A 22,825-nucleotide genomic window follows, 5' to 3' on the forward strand; every position below is an offset into this window, starting at 1 on the left:
TTAATACTTTTTTATTCATTGCATTGGACATTATCGTAATTTGTTTATTAATTCAACAAAAAAGACGTTTATTAAGCGATTAAACCGACTGGTACAATCACTATCTTTTGGTTTTTATTGAACATCGATATAATGGTCTAAATGATTGCGCATATGGGTGGTTGTATGAGCCAGGTATTAGATGACTTATTAGCATTGTTAACATTAGAGAAAATTGAGCAGGGCTTATATCGTGGTCAAAGCCAAGATCTTGGTTTTAAGGCTTTGTTTGGTGGACAAGTTATGGGGCAAGCGCTATCTGCTGCGCAAGAAACCGTAGACTCTGCACGTTCTACCCATTCATTGCATTCGTATTTCTTACGTCCGGGAGATGCGCAAAAGCCGGTGGTGTATGAAGTGGAAAATATCAGAGACGGCCGAAGTTTTAATACCCGACGTGTACAGGCGATCCAAAACGGTAAAGCGATATTCTATATGACAGCATCGTTTCAGCAGGAAGAAACCGGCTTTGATCATCAAATCAACATGCCGAAAGTTGCGGGACCAGAAAATTTACCCTCATTTACTGATTTTATTTTTGATCATCAGCAGTTTATTCCAGAAAATGTCCGTGGCAAGTTTCTATCGGAAAAGCCGATTGAGTTGCGACCAGTTGAACAATATAACTGGGTAAAACCGGAAAAAACTGATGCTGTTTGTCATATGTGGATCAAAGCAAATGGTAATTTGCCGGATGATCCGAGAATTCACAAATATATGTTGGCATATACTTCTGATTTTCACTTTTTACCAACGGCGTTATTCCCGCATGGAGTCAGCCATTGGCAGCCAAATTTTCAAATTGCTACCATAGATCATGCAATGTGGTTTCACCGTCCTTTTCGCTTTGATGACTGGTTATTATATGTGATGGAAAGTCCTACCAGTGTTGGTGGCCGAGGGTTAGTACGCGGCCAGATTTTTAATCAGCAAGGCGAGCTAGTAGCAACGACTATGCAAGAAGGCGTTATTCGTCAGCGTTAGCTTTTCGCCAATCAGCGCCACTGGGGTGTTGAAATACTCGTAAATCAAATAGCGGTACCATGGCATATAAATGATCAAAAATGTCAGCCTGAATGCCTTCATAACTTACCCAGTTTTGATCATTGCTAAAAAAATAGAGCTCCAGTGGCAAGCCTGTCGCTGTTGCTGGCAATTGCCTGACCATACAGGTCATTTGCTGGTGTACTTTTTTGTGCTGTCGCAAATAGGCTTCTATATAGGCTCTGAATGTTCCAATATTGGTGAGTTGTCTTTGGTTGACTAAATCGGTATCCGTAATACAGTATTCTTGATTATGCTTGGTAATTTCTTGTTTCTTATTGGTTAAGTATTCGCGGATCAAGCGTATATTCATTAAGCGCTCAATATCATCAGCCTGATAAAAATGAATACTGCTGATGTCTATCGTGATAGTGCGTTTAATTCTGCGACCACCTGAGGCGAACATATCACGCCAGTTTTTAAATGAACCACTGATCAGCGCATAAGTTGGCACTGTAGTGACCGTGCGATCAAAGTTTTGCACCTTTACGGTATTTAACCCGATTTCCAGAACATCGCCATCCGCACCATATTGAGGGATCTCTATCCAGTCACCCGGAGCGAGCATTTTATTTGCCGATATTTGAATACTGGCAACCAGGCCTTTAATGGTGTCCTGAAATACCAACAATAACACTGCCGTCAGTGCGCCTAAGCCGCTTAATAAATAGATAGGTGATTTATTCAGTACAAAAGAGATGGATAAAATACTGGCAACTAGATAAACGATCAGTTTAATCACCTGAATCGTGGCATTAAGAGGCAGATAACGTTTAGAGGCTGATTGCTGTGATACGCTTTTTACTACATTTAAAATCGCATCAATGATGCGGGCGACCTGAAAGGTGGTGGCTATTTTTGTTAGTACTAGTAACACATCAAGTACAATATTATCACTAGCAATAAGCTTAGGCGCCAAAAACCATAAGGTGATTAAAGGAATGATCAAGGCAATGCGCTGAAAGACATGATGCTCTAGAATAATATCATCCCATTGGTTCTGTGACCGTATAACCAATTTATTGATTAGAGTGAGTAGCTTGTGTTTAGTGAAATAATAAGCGGTGGCACAAATAATTAAGATAATCGTTATACCGGTAATTAAGGATGCTAACGCGAGGTTTTCTTCGGCGATGCCATAATTAGCTAACCATGATGAAATAAGCGTTAACATAGTCTTTCCTTATTGTTGTTGATGAAACTCAGAGAGTTTTGCATCTTTATCAAGCCATAACTGATTCACCCATTTTTGAAACTGAATTTTATGGGCTCTGTCGTTAATGTAGTCACCGGTTAACGAATGGTCGATGTCGGTTATCTTAATATCTACCTGCACTTCTTTTACCTTACCACAAATAAAGTCAATAAAGCTGGGGGTTTTCTCGGGGTAATAAATCGTGATATCTAATACCTTATTGAGCTGATCTCCCATGGTTGACATAACAAAGCCGATGCCTCCGGCTTTAGGTTTAAGTAAATATTTAAACGGTGAATTTTGCTTTTGATGTTTTTCCGGAGTAAAACGCGTGCCTTCGATAAAGTTCATAATCGAAACGGGTTTATGGCGAAACTTTTTACAAGCTTTTTGTGTTGTTGCTATGTCTTTACCTTTTAAATGAGGATTTTTTTTAATAAAACTCTGACTGTAACGTTTCATAAATGGAAAATCTAATGCCCACCAGGCAATACCTAGAAATGGTACATAAAGCAGTTCTTTTTTTAGGAAGAATTTTAAAAAGGGTACCTTGCCGTGCAATATACGCTGCAGCACCACAATATCGACCCAGGATTGGTGATTGGCAATAATCAGATACCATTGCTTTTTCTCTAGTTTTTCCAGTCCTTTGACTGAAATCTTAGTTTTAGTAAATAATTTTTGATTGACGGTATTTAGGGCTACCCAATTACTTGCCATTTGATCTAATAAATAACTAAAAAACTTCCGCCAATGATGAAAAGGTAACAGCGCCTTTAAAAATGAAAAGATAACAATAGGTATTAACCATAAAAATGTATTAATGGTGTAGAAAGTAAAGGACAGTAATCCGAGCAATAATGATGGTAAAAAACTCAACATGAAACACTATATAATTAAATTAACCCACTGATGGTGTTTATAATAAAGTGAATTTCTTTCGCTTTCAGCTAATTTTTTGCTTTTCTCTTAATTGCTGAGTGACAACTAAACAATGACATAATTTAAGCAAGTAAATACTAGAATTTTGACCTAGTTAATAAAGGAAAACATTTAATTATTACGCCTTATTGCTTTAACTGAGTAAAAATAGCGATCTTTTCTAATAATAGTTAAAAATCTCGTTGCAACTTACCTTAAGTTCAAGGCATGCTTAAGCGTAATTCTAGAGGGGAGTGACAATGAACTTTAATCGTGCGGTTATTAAAGTGGGGAGTGCCTTGGTGGCGCCAGACAATAAAGGTTGCAGTGGCCAACATTTATTAGCTATTGCTCGTTTTATTACTGAATGTCAGCGGGCAGGTAAAGAAATTATTTTAGTGTCTTCCGGTAGTGTTGCTGCTGGCAGGCAATTAATTCATCATGGTTCTCCTGTCCCCTCAATTCCCACCAAACAAGCGATGGCGTCTGTCGGACAAATGCAAATGATGGCGAATTGGCAGCGTTTTTTTGATGTTCCTTGTAGTCAACTATTGATCACTCATGGGGATTTAAAAGATCGCCAGCGTTACATTAATATTAAAAATACATTGCGTATTTTATTAGCCAATAATGTTATTCCAGTGGTCAATGAAAATGATACCGTGGCAACCGAAGAGCTGAAAGTTGGTGATAACGATAATTTAGCTGCCTTAGTGGCGTTAGTCAGTGAAGCCGATTGCTTGTTTATTTTAAGTGATGTCGACGGTGTTTATGACCAGGATCCGCGAAATAATCCTGATGCGGTATTAATTCCACAAATCGAGCAAATCACCGAAGCTGTCTACGCGATGGCGGGTACCACAAGTAACCCAATAGCGACTGGCGGCATGAAAACAAAAATTCAAGCGGCTGAGAAAGCGGTGGAAAATGGCATTGAAACTTACATAGTAAACGGCACTAACAGTGGTGTTTTTGACTTGCTATTAAAAGGTAAAAACCCTGGGACAAAATTTATTGCCAGCCAGGCGGCAACGAAAGCGCGCAAGCACTGGTTAAAACACACGTTAAAAAGTAATGGTCAGGTGATGTTAGATCGTGGTGCAGTGCAGGCATTAGTGAATAAAGGAGCTTCTTTATTGCCTTCGGGGATCACATCGGTAAATGGTCATTTTGCTGCGGGTGATTCTATTGACCTGGTAAATAATGACAACAATCAGGTTATCGCTAAAGGGATCTGCCAGTACAGTGAACGTGATTTATTGAAAATCAAGGGCTGTAATAGTGAGCAGATCGTTGACATTCTCGGTTACTGTCCAAGCAAAGTAATTATTCACCGCGATGATATGGTAGTGCTGTAAGTTCTGAATTTAAATTGTGCTTCACCTTAAAAAAGAATGGCGTACAATAGCGCCATATTCGATCTGTATCTATTCTAATAACATAATGTACTGATCAGCAGCTTTAATTATTTCGAGGCACTCATGACAACAGGCGCAAACAACTTCTACTCTCACCTTGAACAACAACTTGAGCAGGTTAAACAAGACGGTTTATACAAAGCTGAACGTATTATCACCACGGCGCAGCAGGCGGAGATTGCGGTCACGACCGGTGAAGAAGTGATTAACTTTTGCGCCAATAACTATTTAGGTTTAGCGAATCACCCGTCATTGATTGAGGCCGCAAAAGCCGGTTTAGATGACCATGGCTTTGGTATGGCGTCAGTGCGTTTTATCTGCGGTACCCAAGATATTCATAAAACGCTTGAGCAGAAGCTATCGGAATTTTTAGGCATGGAAGACACTATTTTGTATTCCTCGTGCTTTGATGCCAATGCGGGTTTGTTTGAAACCTTACTTGGGCCGGATGATGCGATTATCTCTGATGCACTTAACCATGCCTCGATTATCGATGGTGTGCGTTTGTGTAAGGCAAAACGTTTTCGTTACGCCAATAATGACATGGCGGAATTAGAAACGCGGTTACAGGAGGCCGATGCTGCGGGTGCACGGTTTAAATTAATCGCCACCGATGGGGTGTTTTCAATGGATGGCGTGATTGCTAACTTATCTGCCGTGTGTGATTTAGCCGATAAATATGGCGCGCTAGTGATGGTGGATGACTCCCATGCCGTCGGTTTTGTCGGTGATAAAGGCCGAGGCAGTCATGAATATTGTGATGTGATGGGCCGAGTCGACATTATCACTGGCACCTTAGGTAAAGCGATGGGCGGTGCGTCTGGTGGCTATACCTCTGGTAAAAAGGAAGTCATCGACTGGCTGCGTCAACGTTCACGCCCGTATTTGTTTTCCAATTCATTAGCGCCGGCGATTGTTAATGCCTCAATTAAAGTGCTTGAGTTATTGGCTGACGGCGATGACTTACGCCAAACCTTAAAAGATAATGCTCAGTATTTTCGCTTGCAAATGGAAGCGGCGGGCTTTACTTGCGCTGGTGCTGACCATGCCATTGTGCCGGTGATGTTGGGTGATGCGAAAGTCGCCAGTGAGATGGCGAATCGTTTATTAAGCGAGGGTATTTATGTCATCGGTTTTTCTTTCCCGGTGGTGCCGAAAGGGCAAGCCCGTATTCGTACGCAAATTTCTGCCGCGCACACTAAAGCGCAATTAGATAAAGCCATTGCGGCTTTTACTCGCATTGGTACTGAGATGGGAGTGATTTAAATGAAATCGCTAGCGAAGCTGCATGCCAAAGAAGGCATTTGGATGACCCGGACCGAGAAACCAAAACTCGGTCATAATGACTTACTAATCAAAATCAAAAAGACCGCGATTTGCGGTACCGACATCCATATCTACAACTGGGACGAATGGTCACAAAACACCATTCCTGTGCCTATGGTAGTGGGGCATGAATACGCTGGTGAAGTGGTGGGGATTGGTCAGGAAGTTAAGGGCTTTGCAATCGGTGATAGAGTCTCGGGTGAAGGGCACATCACTTGTGGTCATTGTCGTAACTGTCGTGGTGGCCGTACCCATTTATGCCGAAATACCGTCGGGGTTGGCGTTAATAGACCGGGTTGTTTTGCTGAGTACTTGGTGATTCCCGCGTTCAATGCCTTTAAGCTGCCGGATGAAATCTCTGATGATTTAGCCGCGATATTTGACCCATTTGGCAACGCCGTGCATACCGCCTTATCGTTTGATTTAGTTGGGGAAGATGTATTAATCACCGGCGCCGGACCGATAGGTATAATGGCAGCCGCGGTGGCCAAACACGTTGGTGCCCGTCACGTGGTAATCACCGATGTGAACGACTACCGCTTAGAGCTAGCGAGACAAATGGGGGCGACCAGAGTGGTCAATGTCAGCAAAGAAAAGCTTACTGATGTGATGAGCGAACTTGGCATGACAGAGGGCTTTGATGTTGGGTTGGAAATGTCTGGCGTACCAATGGCGTTTCAGGAAATGCTCGCCCAGATGAACAATGGCGGCAAAATTGCCATGCTCGGCATTCCGGGTAAAGACATGGCAATCGACTGGTCTCAGGTGATATTTAAAGGCTTAACCATTAAAGGCATTTATGGCCGGGAAATGTTTGAAACCTGGTATAAAATGGTGAGCTTAATACAGTCGGGCTTAGATTTAACGCCGATAATCACTCATCATTTTTCGGTTGATGATTTTCAGCAGGGCTTTGATGTCATGCGCTCGGGTCAATCGGGTAAAGTGATTTTGGATTGGCAGTAGCATTTAATTAATTGGTTTATAATATTGTTGGAGTAGTAATAGAATGAGTGAAGTGGGATTTAAGCATTTGCATATTTCAGAGTTGCATGCGGTGTTAAAGGAAAATAGTCATGTGGTGGTCGATATTCGTGATCCTGCTTCTTATCAAACCAGCCATATTCCTGATGCCATTCATTTAACTAATGATAATATTAGTGAATTTATCCGTGAAGCTGATTTAGATGCGCCATTAGTGGTTTGTTGTTATCACGGTAATTCCAGTCAGCAGGCAGCACAGTTCCTTGCGAGTCAGGATTTTACTGATGTTTATTCGCTTGATGGTGGTTTTGTCGACTGGCAGCTCCATTATCCGGAAGATGTTGAATCGGGTGCTTAATAGTGCAGGATGAACTTGAGCCATTAGTCGGGATTTCACAACACAATATTGCGTTATTACTTGCTAATTATTTGTCTAAAAAAGGCATTAAAGTGCAAGTTATTCAACAAGAGCAACAATTCGTTGTTTATTGCGAGGGTACTAAGCTTCAGCAGGCGAAGACGATCTTTGAGCAATTTATTAAAAACCCTGATGATAAAAAATACCAAGGTGCTGCCTGGGATAATGCCGATAATACCAAGGTAGTTAATCATGGCCCGTCATTACTTGCGAGTGTTAAAGAAGAATTTTTTGCTCATGCAGGTATTGTGACTCTAGTTGTTTTTGCAATTTGTTGGGCTGTCTATTTAGCTGCTAGTTTAGGCTGGCAGCGCACGTTATTTAATCAGCTACATTTTTTCGCGCAGCTTTCTCCTCAAGCATTTTTTGATAATCCTTTTCGCTTAATTGGTCCGGTATTTTTCCATTTCTCCATTTTACATATTGCTTTTAATACTATGTGGTGGTGGCAGTTAGGCGGCAGTATTGAGCAAAAAATGGGGCGGTTGGAACTACTGCAACTATTTGTATTTTCAGGTGTATTGTCTAATTTAGGACAATTTCTTGTTTCGGGACCTAACTTTGGTGGTTTATCTGGAGTGGTTTATGGCGTTGTTGGTTATGTCTGGTGGGCTGGCTGGTTAGCGCCAGAACGGGGACTTGCTTTATCTCGTCCTATCATTGGCTTCTTAATATTCTGGATATTGCTGGGTTTTGTTGATGTGTTACCAATCAATATGGCCAATACTGCTCATTTAGTTGGCTTAGTAACCGGATGCGTATTAGCCTGGCTGCGTTTTGCGGGTCAGGCTAAGCGTTAACTGCTATTAGTTATCCAGCCATTGGGTGAATAGTAATTTTTTGATCAGTGGTTTACCGGTTTCTTTGGTTAATAAATTTTTGACTTTCTCTTCACACAGTTTTTGAATTTCATGACGGCCATTGATAGATTTAATCTTAGCTTCTGGTTGTTGGCCAATAATGGTAATAATGGCATCACGTAATAACGGTGAGTGATGTTCAACTACTTCATAATTAGCCGAGTTTTCGATCATCAGTTCTACCGTTAAGCGCACATAGCCCATCTTTTTCTTGACGGCAACATAGTTAGTGACAATAGATGGTTCAAACCCATAATAGGCATAATCGGCAGCTTTAGCAGGTGATATCAATACCAAGCACGAAAGGATAAATATAAAGCTTCTGATCATATTGGCTAAGTCCATTATAAATTGTATTTTTTATGTATCGACAGTTATTGTAGCGATCTTAACTTTGATTTTCATTTAATTTATCGCAGAAAATTTTTATCTGTCAGGATGGCGCAAAAATCAGAGTTTAATATCGAAAGAACAGCTGTGGAAAGTTCAACACCTGAAAGTAAAAAACTGTTATTATGCGCGGGTTTTTTAATGGTAAATAACACGAATTACTTTATGACTCAGCAGCAGAACTTACATGCTTTATTTCCGGTACATATCCATGCAGCATGGACTGATGAACAGTTATGTGAGCTTAGTGAAAATTTACGGAACTGGTTACTGGAACCAAGTTCGCTAACCGCACGACTCAAAAAACATTGCTCAGTATTTGAGGTTGAAGTGTTGGGGCAGCAAGTTGAAATTTGTCAGCCAGATGAGGCAACAGATGAAGTCCCAGCAGGGCAAGAAGTTTTAGTTAGAGAAGTGATATTGCATTGTGATCATCGTCCTTATGTTTTTGCTCGTAGTCTTTTACCATTAAGCTCTTTAACCGGAGCTGAAAAAGAACTGGCTAATTTAGGTAATCAGCCACTGGGACAAGTGATTTTTAACCACCCCAACTTACAACGTAAATCCATTCAGGTAGCAGAGTTTAATCGCCATTCCAGCGTAGCTCATTTAGCCAGACATTATCAACTACCGGTGATTCATACGATGTGGGGGCGCCGTTCTGTGTTTGTCATTGATAATAAACCATTAATCGTTGCCGAAGTATTTTTACCTCAATCCGTGGCTTATATGGAGAACGTAAATTAATGACGCAGTCAGTGAGTCAATCGTGGCAACAGAAATGGTTGGCAGTTAAGCAAATCACCCGAATGGATAAACCGATAGGAACATATTTGTTATTATGGCCAACCTTATGGGCATTATGGATCGCCTCTGATGGCATGCCTAGCTTACATCACCTGTTGGTGTTTTCGTTAGGGGTGTTTATTATGCGCAGCGCTGGTTGTGTGATTAATGATTATGCAGATCGCCATGTTGACGGTAAGGTTAAACGAACCGCTGAGCGGCCATTAGTGTCTGGTGCGATGACCAGTGAACAGGCGTTAAGTTTATTTGCTTTCCTTATCGGTGGTGCGCTAGCGCTTGTCTTGACCTTATCTTTTTATACTATTCAACTGTCTGTTTGTGCGTTATTACTGGCCGCGTGTTATCCCTTTATGAAACGTTACACCCATCTGCCTCAAGTGGTATTAGGGGCGGCATTTAGCTGGGGTATGATCATGGCATTTGCTGAAACCATGGGAGAAGTTCCTCTGATTGCCTGGTTGTTATTCAGTGCGAATTTATTATGGACGGTGGCGTACGATACCATGTATGCCATGGTCGATCGTGACGATGATATCTTAATCGGGGTAAAATCTACTGCTATTTTATTTGCTGAGAGAGATAAGCGTGTTGTAGGTTTACTGCAATTACTAACGCTAGCTTTGTTGTTTACTGTTGGCGATATGCTGGCGTTTGGGTGGCCATACCAACTGGCTTTGGTGATAAGTGCCGGCTTCTTTTGTTATCAGCAAATGTTGATTGCTAATCGAGAACGCAGCCGATGTTTTCAGGCCTTCCTTAATAATCATTGGGTCGGCCTAGTTGTTTTTGCCGGTATTTATATTGAGTATTTATAAGCAGACCTCAGCTTAGCATTTATTAGCTAAACTGAGGTTGATCATGTGTTAACGTAAAATACTTTGTAATACTGCAATATCGACTAGATTACTAACACAGGATCTTAAGTTCGCCATGCTACTGTTTGCTACCAACTTACCTTCATTATCACTGCCAATATAAGCATTATCCCGCATGGCGTTAATTAAGGTCATTTGTGCTTTCTTATCAATAAACTCTGGCGCATTAATATTGTTAAGTACCGATAACCGTTTGGCGATTGCTACCACTTTTTCACTAAATTCACTTTTAGTTATTGGAGATAACTGATTGAGTAACGTGGTGATTATGGTTAAACGTTGTAGTGTTTCTTCCGCACATTCCCCCAGTATTCTGATTTTATTAAGGGAATTGGTATTACCCACCAGTGACCAGAATCCTGCTTTACTTTGTTTAGCGAGCTGATGTTGCTCAAGCGTGGCTAGTATAGCCTCGGTTTGTTTGCTTAATTCGGTCATATCTTGCCATAAAAATAGATCGCGTTTTAACAGCGGCATTATTAAGTGAATTTGTGAAATTAACTCTTGCTGATTGATTTTTGCGTTGCGATCTAAGATGCGACATATCAATGCGGGTAGCATAAAGGCGTGGAGAATATTATTGCGATAATAGCGCATTTCTAATGCTGCGGAATCACTGAGGGAAATAATATCCCCAAAGCTATCTTGTTCAACATCCACTTTATTTAATGCGACAGCATCATCTATTAACTGCTGACCCGTTTGCTCTGGCAGCGTTAATTGCTCACTGTATGGCGCTGAGTTTTGTATCATTAAAAAGAAATCCAGTTGTGCGGCTAATTCTTGACGTGATAACGCCTTATTTTCCGTCGCATGCAAAACAAGCGCAATGAGAGAAATACCATTAAGCGCGGCACTCTTATTAATCGCTACCATTACTTGATCTGCCAATACGTTAACGCTAGGAGTTAACCAAGAAGGCTTTTGTGGCTCCACGGCATCAATGGCGTCTTTCCATTCAGGTACCTGCTGATTTAAAAACTGGTTGATATTGATCGGCGTACCAAAATTGACATAGCCTTTACCGTAATTGCGTAGATTACGAATCGCCTTAAAGACACTAAAAATAGACTCATTTTGCTTTTTACTGCCGCTGAGTTCTTTATGGTAAGTCCCCACTTCCATCACGTGTTCATAGCCGAGATAAACCGGAACTAAGGTTAAAGGTCGGTCAATACCTCGCAGTAAGCTTTGAATGGTCATGGCGAGCATGCCAGTTTTCGGTTCAAGCAATTTACCGGTGCGGCTGCGTCCTCCTTCCGAATAGAATTTTACTGAATAACCCCGTTCAAATAATAACCCTAAATATTCACGGAAAATGGTGGAATACATACGATTCCCGCGGAAGCTTCGACGAATAAAAAAGGCCCCGGCTTTTCTGAAAATCGGTCCGGCAGGCCAAAAGTTTAAGTTAATACCGGCAGCAATTCTTGGAGTGACCAATCCTTGCTGATAAATGATATAGGTGAGTAATAAATAATCCATATGACTGCGGTGGCATGGTACATAGATGATTTCATGGCCTTCGTCTGCTAGTTCGCGCAAGGTGTTGGCATTATTGACTTCGATGCCATTATATAGCCGATTCCATAGCCAGTGCAGCACACGCTCGCCGACTCGGATCATTGACTCACGATAATCACCGGCAATTTCATTCATTATTGCCAGTGCCTGCTTTTCAACCTTTGCTTTGTCCTGATTTTTACTGGCGACTTCGTCTTCAATCAAGCGTTTGATCGCCGGATTTTTCATCAGCGTCTTGAACATTTGCTGACGATGCATTAAGCGAGGGCCGGTAGCTGCTATTTTTTGTCGATAAAAATGAAAACGGGCGACGCGTAGAAACTTACGTACTGTGGCGCTATCGGTGCCTTGTTTATCGGCGATGAAACGAAAAGACAAAGATTCACTAAAACGTACTAAGGTATTGCGACCAAGAAACAGTACGATAAAAAATTTACGCAGCCAGTTGGGAGATTCCTGATCGGCCAATAAGGTGCCGACATTGGCGTTATTCTTTTCCTTTGTTGGCTTTCTGCCCCACACTAAATTTACAGGGATTAACTGAGCGTCCAATTGTTCGTCAACTTGATGGGCGGCTAATATTGCTAAGCCTTGTTGTTGTGCCGACGGATTATTGGTTGCTTTAGCACCCAATAAACGGCTGGGCTTTTCCAAACATAATGTCCGGTCATAACATTGGCCGTTAATAGTGACCTGTTCAAATGGATCGGGATAACTCAGTTTGCGACAGGCTTTTTGCAGTGTTAATAAGTCACTGGCCGATTGATGGCGAACCACATAAAAGATTGGTTTATTGCTATCGGCTTGTTTATTATCAAGGACATTATCGGCAACAATTCTACAATTTACCCAGAGTTTAATGGGGAGTTTTAATAGAAAATAAAAAAATTGTCGGAATGCTAACATCTTGTTTTGCTCAAATTTATTCGAACAGTTAGTTTAGCAGTTTTATCTAAATTTGTCTTATTGCTGATATGGCTTAATGCTAAAGCGATTCAGGCGAATCGTCAGCAATAGCAGCCCCTAGGAACTTAATAATGAAAAAGTTTATTGTACTCGTTTGTCTTACTCACATATTGGCTTTCACATCAGCTAATGCTCGGCAATCGTTAGGTGTTGTTGAACAACAGATGATCAGAGAAATTCATCAGGAATTACCGAAAACGATTGAGCAGTTGGCACAGGCAGTCAATATTAATAGCGGTACGATGAATTTCCCCGGAGTTAAAGCGGTTGGTGAATTGATGATAGCGCAACTGAGCGCTTTAGGTTTTGCGGCGAAATGGCAAAAGGGAGGTGCTTTTAATCGTGCTGGTCACGTGGTTGCTCACTTTAATCATAACCAAGCAAACAAGAAAAAAATCCTGATGATCGGGCATCTGGATACAGTGTTCGCGAAAGATGACAGTTTTCAGCAATTTCAGCGGCTTTCAGAAACAGAAGCGTCTGGTCCAGGTGTGATTGATATGAAAGGTGGTAATGCGATTATTCTGGCGTCATTACAGGCATTAAAAAAAGTGAATATTTTACAGGATCTAGCTATTACAGTGGTGCTGACCGGCGACGAAGAAAGCAGCGGCCGGCCGTTAGCCTTATCGAAAAAAGCCATTGTTGATGCGGCAAAATGGGCGGATATTGCACTGGGGTTTGAAAATGGTGACAGTAATATAGGCACGGCCATGGTAGCAAGGCGTAGTTATTTAGGCTGGACGCTTACAGTTACTGGAAAAGCGGCTCATTCATCACAAATATTTACCACAGAACAAGGTTATGGCGCAGTATTGGAAGCCGCGCGTATTCTTAATGCCTTTCGAGAACAGTTATCGCAGCAGCAGAACTTAACCTTTAACCCTGGGGTGATCGCTGGTGGCACACGAGTTAATGGCCAGCAAGCAGCATCAAGCTTCAATGCTTTTGGTAAAGCCAATGTGATTGCGCAACGCTTAATCGTTAACGGTGATTTGCGTGGGTTAACAGAGCAGCAGGTGGCAAATGCTAGAAAGATGATGCAGGCGATTGTCAGTGACAATCTTGCTCACACTCAAGCAGTGCTTAGCTTTTCAACTGGGTATCCGCCGATGGCACCTACTAGCGGCAATCAGCAGTTACTTTCATTGTATAGTCAGGTTAGCCAGGATCTAGGATATGGTGAGGTGGTTGCCGCTAACCCAAGAAAAGCGGGAGCTGCAGATATTTCTTTTGCCGCAAATCATGTTGAAATGGCGTTAGATGGCTTAGGCCTTATGGGGCGGGGAGGCCATACTAAAAATGAAGTTGCGGATTTAACATCTCTTACAAAAAACATCGAAAAGACAGCGATATTACTTTATCGTTTATCACAAAATAGCGCTGAGTGAATGAGCAATGAAGAAAATTGCAGTATTTGTCGATGTACAAAATATTTATTACACCACCAGAGATACCTTTAGACGACAGTTTAATTATCGAAAACTATGGCAATTATTGAGCGCTCAGGGAGATATTGTCGTAGCGAATGCCTACGCGATTGAACGCAGTGATGATGCCCAGCATAAATTTCAAAAGGCATTAAAGCACATTGGCTTTAGTGTAAAGCTCAAACCTTATATTCAACGCGCTGATGGTTCAGCAAAAGGTGATTGGGACGTCGGCATCACTATCGATGTTTTGGAGTGTGCGAATGACGTTGATCAGATAGTGTTACTTTCGGGTGATGGCGACTTTGATTTATTGCTGCGGAAAGTAAGAGATAAGTATCAAGTAGAGACGCAAGTTTATGGCGTATTAGCGTTAACTGCGAATTCTTTGATTAATAGTGCCGATGAATTTTCTCCGATAGATGAAGCCTTGCTACTGTAGAAGAAGTGCTTCTGATAATTTAAGTTGAGACTATTTATATCTAGCTAATATTTTAAGCCAGTTTTTGTCTTTCGGGAGTTTTTTGACTATTGTATCTAGCTCATCAAATACCGGTGATAAATGCTTAGGCACTAAAACACGACGTTCATAAATATCGTGCGGTTTGTTGGATAAATGGAAGATGGATTGCCAGTTATTTTTTTTCACTAAATAATCAAGAGTGGAACGGCTGATCACCGCCGCGTCGATGCGCTTATTTAACAGCATATAAAATAGATCGACTTCTTTAACTGTTTCAATATGGCTGATTTTATTGCGGTTAACTAGTTCACTTATGCCATAGTAATAAAACCCCCTAACGCCGCCAAACACTTTTCCGGCTAATGAATCAGGTGTGGTAAATTCTATTGGGGTCTCAGCCAATGAAACAACTTCATCTCTATCGGTAAAAATTTTCTCGGTCCATAAATAATTAACTTCTTTTTTATCGTTAAACCAGACGGGGTTCACTCCTAATAAAATGCCCTGGAGTTTTTCATCCTTGAGCATACGTTCAATACGCTTTCTTGGCACAAATACTAGTTCAAAATGATGCGTAGTACTGCGGGTATTTAAGTAACGGGTAAAATCATAATACAAGCCTTGTTTGATTTGGATATTTATCACCAGAGGGGGTTTTGTATGATAATGGTAAACACTAACCGTTTGTTTAACCTGTGCAGAGGCAAAACCAGAGAATAACAAAATGATGGTAAGAAGATAGCGCACAAGCCCAAACAATTAATTAATGAGGTATTTACCTAGTATAGTAAATAGTGAACAAGGTTAGTAGATGATAAATAAGTCTTTATTTGCAGGTACTGTTTGTTAGCGTTAAAGCGGATCTATATTACAATGAATAACCTGAGTTAGTGAATATGATCAGGGATAGCGTGAAGGTGCTTACTTCTTGCTATAGTAAGCCAATATAAATGGAAAAAGGACTTAATTATTAACGCATTAGTTACTGAACAGTAATGTAATAATCGTAACTTGGATGGAAAAGGTGAATAAAGGTGGCGTTAGATAAATTATCAAAACAAATCACTCGATTGGCAGATAATGAAAAAGCATTACCGCCAGTTGAATTATGGGATCCACCGTATTGCGGTGAGATTAAACTGACCATTAAAAGCAATGGTGACTGGTATTATCAGGACACTATTTTTAAACGTCTATCATTGGTGAAACTCTTTGCATCAGTGCTAAAAAAAGAAGCGGATGATTACTTTTTGGTAACGCCGGTAGAGAAAGTGAAAATTACTGTTGAAGATGTGCCATTTATTATCACCCAATGGCAGTGGTTGGATGAACAACAGTCGGTGATGGAGCTCACTACCAACTTAGGCGATAGCTTTGTGCTGAATAGTGAACATCAACTGAGCGATAATGAGCAGGGTGCTTTGTATGTTAATGTCAGACATAACTTAAGGGCGAAAGTACATCGTAATGTCTATTATCAGTGGGTGGATTTAGCGCAGCAAGAACAGCTGGCAGATAAAACAGTATTGACGTTTTATAGTGATGGTCAGTGCTATGTGCTTGGGGAGGTGGACTAGCGCGTAGTCGTTTGTATCTGTTTTTGCTCGATGTCCGATATTAAGTGAAATTCTTTTGAGTTTAGCTTTTCTATTGACGTTATATTGTTGTGTTGGCGACAGCGCGTCAGGGTTAAAACCACCAAAGACCCGCTGCTGCTTGTTGTTTTGCGTCCATTTAAAGCACTTGTCATAACTAGATTACAACGCAATCAATTTCTGTTTCAACAAGCCACAATTTATCGATAAATTGGCTTACTTCAACAAAAGTGCAAGCGGGTTTTATTTTAGAAAACAATTCACCATGAGCTTTTGCTGCCTCTTCCCAACGAGTAATATCGGTAAGCATAATTCGTGTTCTAATGACACCTTGCAGACTACCGCCCGCTTCTTCGATTGCTTTTATTGACAGCTGTAAACAGTATTTAGTTTGATTGTAGACATCACCTTCATACACTGTTTGCCCATTTTCAATCGGAGCGGTTCCAGACACAGCTATAGAATTTCCAATTCTACAAGCGCGAGAGAATCCAATTGGCTCTTCAAGATGAGAACCCGAGCTGACAATTTTTTTCATAATATTCCAGGTAGTTATAACGCCTCAATAACAGGCTAAAATTTAGTGAAGCGAACAGCCAACTGTTTTTTTGTCTGTTCTTGTGCGCCAAGTTATGTTTTTAATTTAACCGCTGTTCCAAAGACCATTATTTCAGATGAACCATCCATTATTGCACTTGTAGTAAAGCGAATACCTACAACAGCATCTGCTCCCTTTTCTTGTGCATTTTCAACAAGACGTTGAATCGCTATATCTCTGGCGTCAGTTAACATCTCGGTGTAACCGCGTATTTCACCACCGATAATGCTTTTCAAGCCAGCCATAATGTCACGACCAATATGCTTTGCTTGAACAACATTACCAGTAACGACACCAACAATTTTTTCTATTTCTCTTCCAGGGATTGACTCGGTGGTCGAATAAATCATAAAGCTTCCTTGAAAATATAACGCCACGTTAAGTGGCTAATGACAGTTTGACTAAAATAAGTGAGGCACGAACGGAAAGCCAACTGTTTTTAGTTCGTTTGAATGCCTTAATATGTGCTTATTGATTGATATTATTTGAGTCTTGTAATACCAATTAAAATCGCAATTATACCACCAGCCATTCCCACCCAAGCCTCAATAGGCGTGTCCCCACTTAATGCTCGAGTAACTTGTGAGCTAGCAGAATCATAAATATTGTAGCCCCACATAGCTGATACAACACCCGCAATAATAAGGACTATTCCGATAATTTTGTTATTCATTTTAACTCCTGAAATTTATAAATATACAGTTGAACGTATCAACTGACTAAACGCATAACGGCACAATATGGGGCGTACAAAAGCTTAGCTAAAGTTAGCGAAGAATGAGCGCCAGCCAAGCTTTAGATATCCCATTGATAATTGCCTTGTATGAGTTCTATTTCCGTATGGCCTTCATTTGACATAAACAAACACCAGCTGAATACAACCCAACAAGCACATAATAAAACCCTTTTTGAGAACGAATCATATTATTTGATATAAAGTCCGGGAATGAATAAGCAATTAAAGCCAGAGATACGCTTCCAGAAATAACTGCGGTGACCATTCTAAGTATTTGGGCGTGGTAACTAAGAAAATTTAATGCAACTAAAACCACGATATAGATCAACGTATATCCATGGATACTTCCTTTACCAAAGAAAGCTAGTGACGCCATTCCCAGCAAAATACCGACACCACCAATTACAGTTGAGCACTTATTCATTCCTGAATCTGGTTGAGTAAAACTCATTTTATAACGGTATTGGTTCGTCACTGAACACTCCAGAACCCTAATAGCTTATTATCGAGCATTTCGGGTTATGCCAAATCAACGATTTAAAGCAAACCACATATCAGGATAAATTTTTAATTATTTTAGCACCTTATCAATAGAATTAATTTATTACAATATAGTCAGGCTGTGTGGAAAACGAGAGTTGAGATAAACGAGCCATACATTAGACTCGTGATGTAAATATTCGCTTAATAAAAAACGATTTATTCAAGGTCTGCTTCACGCTCATCTGCTACGGGCAGTTGAAATTACATTGCTGGTAGCTGTCACAGCATTTAATATTTAGATCACTCGTGAAAAGCGTTGCTGGTTAATGTGATGTTTCATATAAGCATCAAAACTCATACAAATAATGCGGATCAGCAGTCGGGCTTTTTGTTTAACGATAATTTCCTGCTGATTGTTCACCACTAACTTATCATTGATAAAGGTCTCTAGTAGCGGTAGGTCGTCGGCAAAATAGCTATCAAAGTCGATGCCGTACTTTGTATTGATGTGTTGTTTATCTAAATAAAGGTTGCACATTAATTCACGGATAACTTCGCCGCGAATTACATCATCCTGAGTTAAAGTGATGCCTTTTTCTTGGGCATGACCTTGGTCTTCAATGGCCTGGTAATAAGGTTTTAAATCTTTAATGTTTTGGCTGAAGCTGTCACCTATGGCACTAATCGCCGAAACACCTAGTCCTAACAAATCGCAGTTGCCTTTGGTGGTGTAACCCTGAAAGTTACGGTGCAAAGTACCATTTTTTTGAGCGATGGCTAATTCATCATCAGGTTTGGCAAAATGGTCCATACCAATAAATTCGTAGCCAAAACCGCATAAGGTTTCGATCGCCAGTTTCATCAGGGCGAATTTTTCTTGCGTATTAGGTAGCCATTCATCTCGTAATTTACGCTGCGCAGCAAATCGGCTTGGCAGATGGGCATAGCTAAACAATGAAATACGATCGACATCCATTTCATGCACTTTATTTAACGTGCGGGTGAATGTTTCGATGGTTTGATGTGGCAGACCGTAAATTAAATCGACATTGATTGATTGAAAGCCTACTTGCTTGGCGTGGGCGATAAATTGCTCAATAAACTCAGTTGATTGTACGCGATTGATAGTTTTTTGGACTTTTTCATCTATGTCTTGCACCCCAATACTAAGACGATTAAAGCCGAGAGCATATAAGTGCTCGGCTAAATTCATTTCTATTTCACGAGGATCGATTTCGATACTCATTTCTACCTGATCCGCAAAATTAAACGCGTGTTTTAACAGAGTAACCAGTTGGGTGATTTGTTGATGAGTTAAAAAGCTTGGCGTGCCACCGCCCCAATGCAATTGTTTAACGGTATAGTTTTTAAATAGTGGTGCGCGTGAGTTGATTTCTTTGGCAAGGTAATCTAGGTAAATATCTGCTTTATCACGATGGCGAGTGATAACTTTATTGCAACCGCAGTAGTAACAAAGCGAATGGCAAAACGGGATGTGAATATAAAGAGATAACTCATTATTATCTGATTTTTCAATCGCCTGAAGTAAGTCTGTGCTATTAAACTGATGATTAAATTCCAGTGCCGTCGGGTAGGAGGTATACCTAGGACCACTGGTATTGTATTTATTTAATAACTGGCTATCAAAAAATTGCTTGGCTTGCATTTTGGTTCCTTATCTCTATCACAAGGGGATTATAGAATAAGGAACCGATAAGCTTATTGATCGAGCGCAAGCTAAGTGAATTATTAATGAAGTATGGCGTAGGCTATTGGGCGCATTGCACACATTTAGAAGCAGCGGGCTGCACTGCTAAACGTTGGCTGGCAATAGTTTCTCCACATTCTTCACAAATGCCGTAAAGCCCTTGATCAATTTTGGTTATCGCATTGGATAATTGCTGAATTTCTATTTTTGCTTCCGACTCTAGTGCATTGAGTACTTCTTCGTTTTCTCGCTCTCCGGCTTGCTCTGACCAATCGGCATCGCGTCCTTGAGCAAAGTCCTGATGAATAGCGCTTACTCTTTGCTGTAATTCAATAATACGTTGGGTGAACTGTTGTTTTAATTGCTGTGTCATAACGAGATCTTACTCCAAGCTTGTTAGCAAAGATCAGCTATTAGACAGTGCTCCGATCTTTGCTAATGCGTAATTATGCAATTCTTCTATTGCTTGAAAAACAGAAGGTTGTAAGCGAGCTTCAACCTTGGTGCGCTCTAAATCAAACTTCATTCGTTGCTGCTTACTGAGCTGTTTACGTTCTTCAAGAATAGGCATATGCTTTATTGCACCGTATAATTCAAATATAGCAGGAAATTGCAAACTTAGATCGTCGGCGGTTTTTAATGAGTCGAGCAATACTGATAAGCGCCAGCATCCTTCCGAGATATCGCATTGCTCTTCTTTCATTGCTCTAACAATAATGACTACGCTATCGAGGATTTTTTTATCGTGTGTCGCTAACGCCTGCTGCTGTTGCAATGTTAGTTGCTGCTGTCGTTCTGTTTGATGCTTGAGTTGGCGTAGTAGTTTGCCAGCATAAACTGCTAAGCTGATGACGATCATGCAGGCAAATGCCAGCCAGTATGGCCAATAATCTACAATCATCGCAGCTCCTTATTCGTAATCAGATAAATGATTATTATCTAGTTTATCCCATAAGGCGTCTTCATCTGTTTCGCCAGTTGGTTCTGATGATTCTTCTTCATCTGACCAGCCAAGTTGTTGCTGTAAATTGTGGTAACGCTCCATTTTCTCATTGAAGTAATCGATTTCTTCGTTGGTTAATGGCTGCTCTTGTTCCTGCTTAGCGAAGATCGACTGTAATTGCGCATCTTCTTCAATCGCATAAAATTCCTGCTCCAATGCCTGAGTGTTATCTAGCACTTTAATTGCGGCAACTTTTCTCTGTGCAGGCTTTGCTTTAACCGCTTTGTTTGCTGCTTCAGGCGCTTGAGCTTTTGTCAACATTATGGGTTTTTTACTGCCAACACGAGGGTCTTTATTGGTTTGCGGCGCTGATTTTTGTTTCGATTTTTTAATGGCATCAGTCTGGCGCGAGCCGGGTTTTCTGCCTTTAAGCTTTTTCGGTTTTTTATCGCTAGGCGTGGCTAAATCTTTTTTATCTTTGCTGGCGCTAGCTGGTGCTAATCCGGGTTTTCTTGATTTTTTCTGGCGTGTCATTTGGCTAAAAAGTCATAGTTACAATATCTGCGGATATTTTACGCTACTTTTGTTGGGATCGTTAGTGAGATTACAAGATTCCCGTTGAATTTATTTGTTAGCAAGAAAAAAACGATGGCAGAGCCATCGTTTTCGGAGAATATATGAGTGGTGTTACCACGATATATTTTATTTCCAATTCTTAAGTAGTTTTCCTAACTTATTAGCACAGTCCCTGTTACTGACACTTAATTCCTGTTGTTATTTTTGTTTCCTGATTTTCTTTTTCTTGGTCATCCTGACGCTTTCTTGGGCTGTCCTTATTGTCCTCCCGGACTTTTATAATCAGTCATCTTCCTGATGTAAGGTAATTATCCTTATTCGAAATTTGTCATATTCAAAGAATATGTTTGCTTTCCCTGCAACAACATTCCTTTTTATCAGCGCTACCGAGTAGCTGGCAAATACTTTACAGGAGTGAGCAGGACTGACAAGGGATATTTGTAAAAAATTGGTTATTTTGTTCTTACAATTTAGTTATCCAATTAATTTTTATAAAGAAATGATTTTTTACAAAATATAAAAGCGCAAAAGAATAATTAAATAATGGTCAATGTCTTACAAAAATCATGGCAAATAGATGACAAAAATCGCCTGGTTTTTATACGAAAATCTTCGTTTTTATACGGTTTTTTAGGTTGATTTATCGCTGATAAAGGTAAGCAACTGTTTAGTTAAACTGCGTTCGGCAACATTATTTGGCCAAACTGCATAAAGCGGAATTGGGGTTATTTGCCATTGTGGCAATACCTGAACTAGCTGGCCTTGGGTAATTAAATCGTTAACCTGATAATTCGCTGGTGTTGCTAATCCATGACCTAACAGGCATAGCTGCACCATGGCATCAACAGTGTTGACGCTAAGCTGGTGGGAAAATGGTACTTTCACTTTGCCAAAATCTGGGTGCTGAAAGTCGCGATAATTCGGCAGCATAGCAAGCTTCAACCATTGCCATTGCGCTAATTGTTGCGGTTGCGTTGGTGTTTGATAACGAGCATAACACTCAGGTGAACACACCAGAGTTCGCTGAATTTTCCCTATCCGTTTCGCTTTGAGGTTACTGCTGGTGAGTTCTCCGGCACTAATGGCTAAATCTATGCCGTTGGCGATAATATCTTCTCTGCTATCACTATAGAGTAGTGATAATGCAACATTAGGATGTTGATGGGCAAACAGTGATATTTGCTTTGTAATTGGTGACTTGATCAGCGCGGTTGGCAAGGTGACAGCAAGCTTACCCGTGAGTTTTGTTTCTCTATGACTGATCTCATCCAGCCCTTGCTGGGCAGCATGCATCATGGTGTCGATATGTTTAACTAATACTTTGCCTTCATGGCTGAGGGACAGTTTACGTGTTGAACGATAGATAAGGGCCGTACCTACTTGCTGTTCCAGCTGAGCAACATGATAACTGACCACTGATGGTGATAGCTTGAGCGCTTTAGCGGCGGCGCGAAATGAACCAAGCTTTACTACTTGCGCAAAAATTGCCATAGCGCGTAATTCATCAATCATCTTTTGTCCAACTC

25 protein-coding genes are annotated in these 22,825 nt (G+C 40.7%); 11 read left to right on the plus strand and 14 right to left on the minus strand.

Annotation, left to right across the window (positions count from 1 at the left end):
- Positions 1–165: 165 nt before the first annotated feature.
- On the plus strand, positions 166–1,023 hold the full coding sequence (gene tesB, locus QQK06_RS09995; RefSeq protein ID WP_284244517.1) for an acyl-CoA thioesterase II: 858 nt from the start codon (positions 166–168) through the stop codon (positions 1,021–1,023).
- Here the strand turns inward: tesB and QQK06_RS10000 are convergent.
- Both QQK06_RS10000 and yihG read right to left on the minus strand, forming a co-directional pair.
- Positions 1,007–2,257, minus strand: coding sequence for a mechanosensitive ion channel family protein (locus tag QQK06_RS10000; protein ID WP_284244518.1), 1,251 nt, complete (start codon positions 2,255–2,257; stop codon positions 1,007–1,009). The two genes, tesB and QQK06_RS10000, sit on opposite strands and share 17 nt — an antisense overlap.
- A gap of 9 nt (positions 2,258–2,266) precedes the next feature.
- Positions 2,267–3,160 carry a 1-acylglycerol-3-phosphate O-acyltransferase, YihG family gene (yihG, locus tag QQK06_RS10005; RefSeq protein ID WP_284244519.1) on the minus strand — a complete coding sequence of 298 codons (894 nt, stop codon included), beginning with the start codon at positions 3,158–3,160 and terminating at the stop codon, positions 2,267–2,269.
- Positions 3,161–3,459: 299 nt separating this feature from the next.
- On the opposite strand from yihG, the gene proB reads away from it, so the two are divergent.
- The 5 genes from proB to glpG all read left to right on the plus strand — a co-directional run bounded on the left by proB (position 3,460) and on the right by glpG (position 8,145).
- Positions 3,460–4,557: a glutamate 5-kinase gene (gene proB / locus QQK06_RS10010; RefSeq protein WP_284244520.1), complete on the plus strand. Its 1,098-nt coding sequence runs from the start codon at positions 3,460–3,462 to the stop codon at positions 4,555–4,557.
- Positions 4,558–4,680: 123 nt separating this feature from the next.
- Positions 4,681–5,883 carry a glycine C-acetyltransferase gene (locus QQK06_RS10015; protein WP_284244521.1) on the plus strand — a complete coding sequence of 401 codons (1,203 nt, stop codon included), beginning with the start codon at positions 4,681–4,683 and terminating at the stop codon, positions 5,881–5,883.
- Entirely contained in the window at positions 5,884–6,909 is a 1,026-nt protein-coding gene (gene tdh, locus QQK06_RS10020) for an L-threonine 3-dehydrogenase (protein WP_284244522.1), read from the plus strand. It abuts the gene before it with no gap.
- A gap of 43 nt (positions 6,910–6,952) precedes the next feature.
- A complete protein-coding gene (gene glpE, locus QQK06_RS10025) occupies positions 6,953–7,285 on the plus strand; it encodes a thiosulfate sulfurtransferase GlpE (protein ID WP_284244523.1) in 333 nt (110 codons plus the stop codon).
- A 2-nt stretch (positions 7,286–7,287) separates the two neighbouring features.
- Positions 7,288–8,145, plus strand: a complete 858-nt coding sequence (gene glpG, locus QQK06_RS10030; RefSeq protein ID WP_284244524.1) for a rhomboid family intramembrane serine protease GlpG — start codon at positions 7,288–7,290, stop codon at positions 8,143–8,145.
- Between the two features lie 6 nt (positions 8,146–8,151).
- Here the strand turns inward: glpG and QQK06_RS10035 are convergent, their stop codons facing one another.
- Entirely contained in the window at positions 8,152–8,535 is a 384-nt protein-coding gene (locus tag QQK06_RS10035) for a flagellar basal body-associated protein FliL (RefSeq protein ID WP_284244525.1), read from the minus strand.
- 147 nt (positions 8,536–8,682) lie between these two features.
- On the opposite strand from QQK06_RS10035, the gene QQK06_RS10040 reads away from it, so the two are divergent.
- Together QQK06_RS10040 and ubiA are read left to right on the plus strand one after the other, a co-directional pair.
- Positions 8,683–9,342: a chorismate--pyruvate lyase family protein gene (locus QQK06_RS10040; protein ID WP_284244526.1), complete on the plus strand. Its 660-nt coding sequence runs from the start codon at positions 8,683–8,685 to the stop codon at positions 9,340–9,342.
- Positions 9,342–10,217 (plus strand): 4-hydroxybenzoate octaprenyltransferase, encoded by an 876-nt coding sequence (gene ubiA / locus QQK06_RS10045; RefSeq protein WP_284244527.1) that lies wholly within the window; start codon positions 9,342–9,344, stop codon positions 10,215–10,217. Before QQK06_RS10040 ends, ubiA begins: the two co-directional genes overlap by 1 nt.
- A 48-nt stretch (positions 10,218–10,265) precedes the next feature.
- Here the strand turns inward: ubiA and plsB are convergent, their stop codons facing one another.
- On the minus strand, positions 10,266–12,707 hold the full coding sequence (gene plsB, locus QQK06_RS10050; protein ID WP_284244528.1) for a glycerol-3-phosphate 1-O-acyltransferase PlsB: 2,442 nt from the start codon (positions 12,705–12,707) through the stop codon (positions 10,266–10,268).
- Positions 12,708–12,838: 131 nt separating this feature from the next.
- On the opposite strand from plsB, the gene QQK06_RS10055 reads away from it, so the two are divergent.
- Both QQK06_RS10055 and QQK06_RS10060 read left to right on the plus strand, forming a co-directional pair.
- Positions 12,839–14,158, plus strand: a complete 1,320-nt coding sequence (locus QQK06_RS10055; protein ID WP_431313644.1) for a M20/M25/M40 family metallo-hydrolase — start codon at positions 12,839–12,841, stop codon at positions 14,156–14,158.
- A gap of 7 nt (positions 14,159–14,165) precedes the next feature.
- Positions 14,166–14,639: a LabA-like NYN domain-containing protein gene (locus QQK06_RS10060; RefSeq protein ID WP_284244529.1), complete on the plus strand. Its 474-nt coding sequence runs from the start codon at positions 14,166–14,168 to the stop codon at positions 14,637–14,639.
- 30 nt (positions 14,640–14,669) lie between these two features.
- Here the strand turns inward: QQK06_RS10060 and QQK06_RS10065 are convergent, their stop codons facing one another.
- Positions 14,670–15,407, minus strand: coding sequence for a substrate-binding periplasmic protein (locus QQK06_RS10065; RefSeq protein WP_284244530.1), 738 nt, complete (start codon positions 15,405–15,407; stop codon positions 14,670–14,672).
- Positions 15,408–15,694: 287 nt separating this feature from the next.
- Between QQK06_RS10065 and QQK06_RS10070 the strand changes: the two genes are divergently transcribed.
- Positions 15,695–16,237, plus strand: a complete 543-nt coding sequence (locus tag QQK06_RS10070) for a DUF1285 domain-containing protein (protein ID WP_284244531.1) — start codon at positions 15,695–15,697, stop codon at positions 16,235–16,237.
- A 175-nt stretch (positions 16,238–16,412) separates the two neighbouring features.
- Here QQK06_RS10070 and QQK06_RS10075 read toward each other — a convergent pair whose 3' ends face one another.
- From QQK06_RS10075 to QQK06_RS10115, 9 genes are all read right to left on the minus strand, one after another.
- On the minus strand, positions 16,413–16,793 hold the full coding sequence (locus QQK06_RS10075; RefSeq protein ID WP_284244532.1) for a RidA family protein: 381 nt from the start codon (positions 16,791–16,793) through the stop codon (positions 16,413–16,415).
- Between the two features lie 92 nt (positions 16,794–16,885).
- On the minus strand, positions 16,886–17,203 hold the full coding sequence (locus tag QQK06_RS10080; protein WP_284244533.1) for a heavy metal-binding domain-containing protein: 318 nt from the start codon (positions 17,201–17,203) through the stop codon (positions 16,886–16,888).
- A 131-nt stretch (positions 17,204–17,334) separates the two neighbouring features.
- Entirely contained in the window at positions 17,335–17,526 is a 192-nt protein-coding gene (locus QQK06_RS10085) for a DUF3185 family protein (RefSeq protein WP_284244534.1), read from the minus strand.
- 157 nt (positions 17,527–17,683) lie between these two features.
- Complete coding sequence (locus tag QQK06_RS10090; RefSeq protein WP_284244535.1) at positions 17,684–18,064, minus strand: hypothetical protein; 381 nt, start codon at positions 18,062–18,064, stop codon at positions 17,684–17,686.
- Between the two features lie 303 nt (positions 18,065–18,367).
- The gene (gene hemN / locus QQK06_RS10095) at positions 18,368–19,738 is read right to left on the minus strand and encodes an oxygen-independent coproporphyrinogen III oxidase (RefSeq protein ID WP_284244536.1); all 1,371 of its coding nucleotides are present in this window, start codon (positions 19,736–19,738) and stop codon (positions 18,368–18,370) included.
- A gap of 103 nt (positions 19,739–19,841) precedes the next feature.
- Positions 19,842–20,153, minus strand: a complete 312-nt coding sequence (locus QQK06_RS10100; RefSeq protein ID WP_284244537.1) for a TraR/DksA family transcriptional regulator — start codon at positions 20,151–20,153, stop codon at positions 19,842–19,844.
- A gap of 33 nt (positions 20,154–20,186) precedes the next feature.
- The gene (locus QQK06_RS10105; protein WP_284244538.1) at positions 20,187–20,681 is read right to left on the minus strand and encodes a DUF2489 domain-containing protein; all 495 of its coding nucleotides are present in this window, start codon (positions 20,679–20,681) and stop codon (positions 20,187–20,189) included.
- A gap of 9 nt (positions 20,682–20,690) precedes the next feature.
- Positions 20,691–21,257, minus strand: coding sequence for a Der GTPase-activating protein YihI (gene yihI, locus QQK06_RS10110; RefSeq protein WP_284244539.1), 567 nt, complete (start codon positions 21,255–21,257; stop codon positions 20,691–20,693).
- Positions 21,258–21,929: 672 nt separating this feature from the next.
- A complete protein-coding gene (locus tag QQK06_RS10115; protein ID WP_284244540.1) occupies positions 21,930–22,811 on the minus strand; it encodes a LysR family transcriptional regulator in 882 nt (293 codons plus the stop codon).
- Positions 22,812–22,825: the final 14 nt, after the last annotated feature.

The sequence above is a fragment of the Thalassotalea insulae genome (genome assembly GCF_030161395.1).
In the GTDB taxonomy this organism is placed as follows: domain Bacteria; phylum Pseudomonadota; class Gammaproteobacteria; order Enterobacterales; family Alteromonadaceae; genus Thalassotalea_E; species Thalassotalea_E insulae.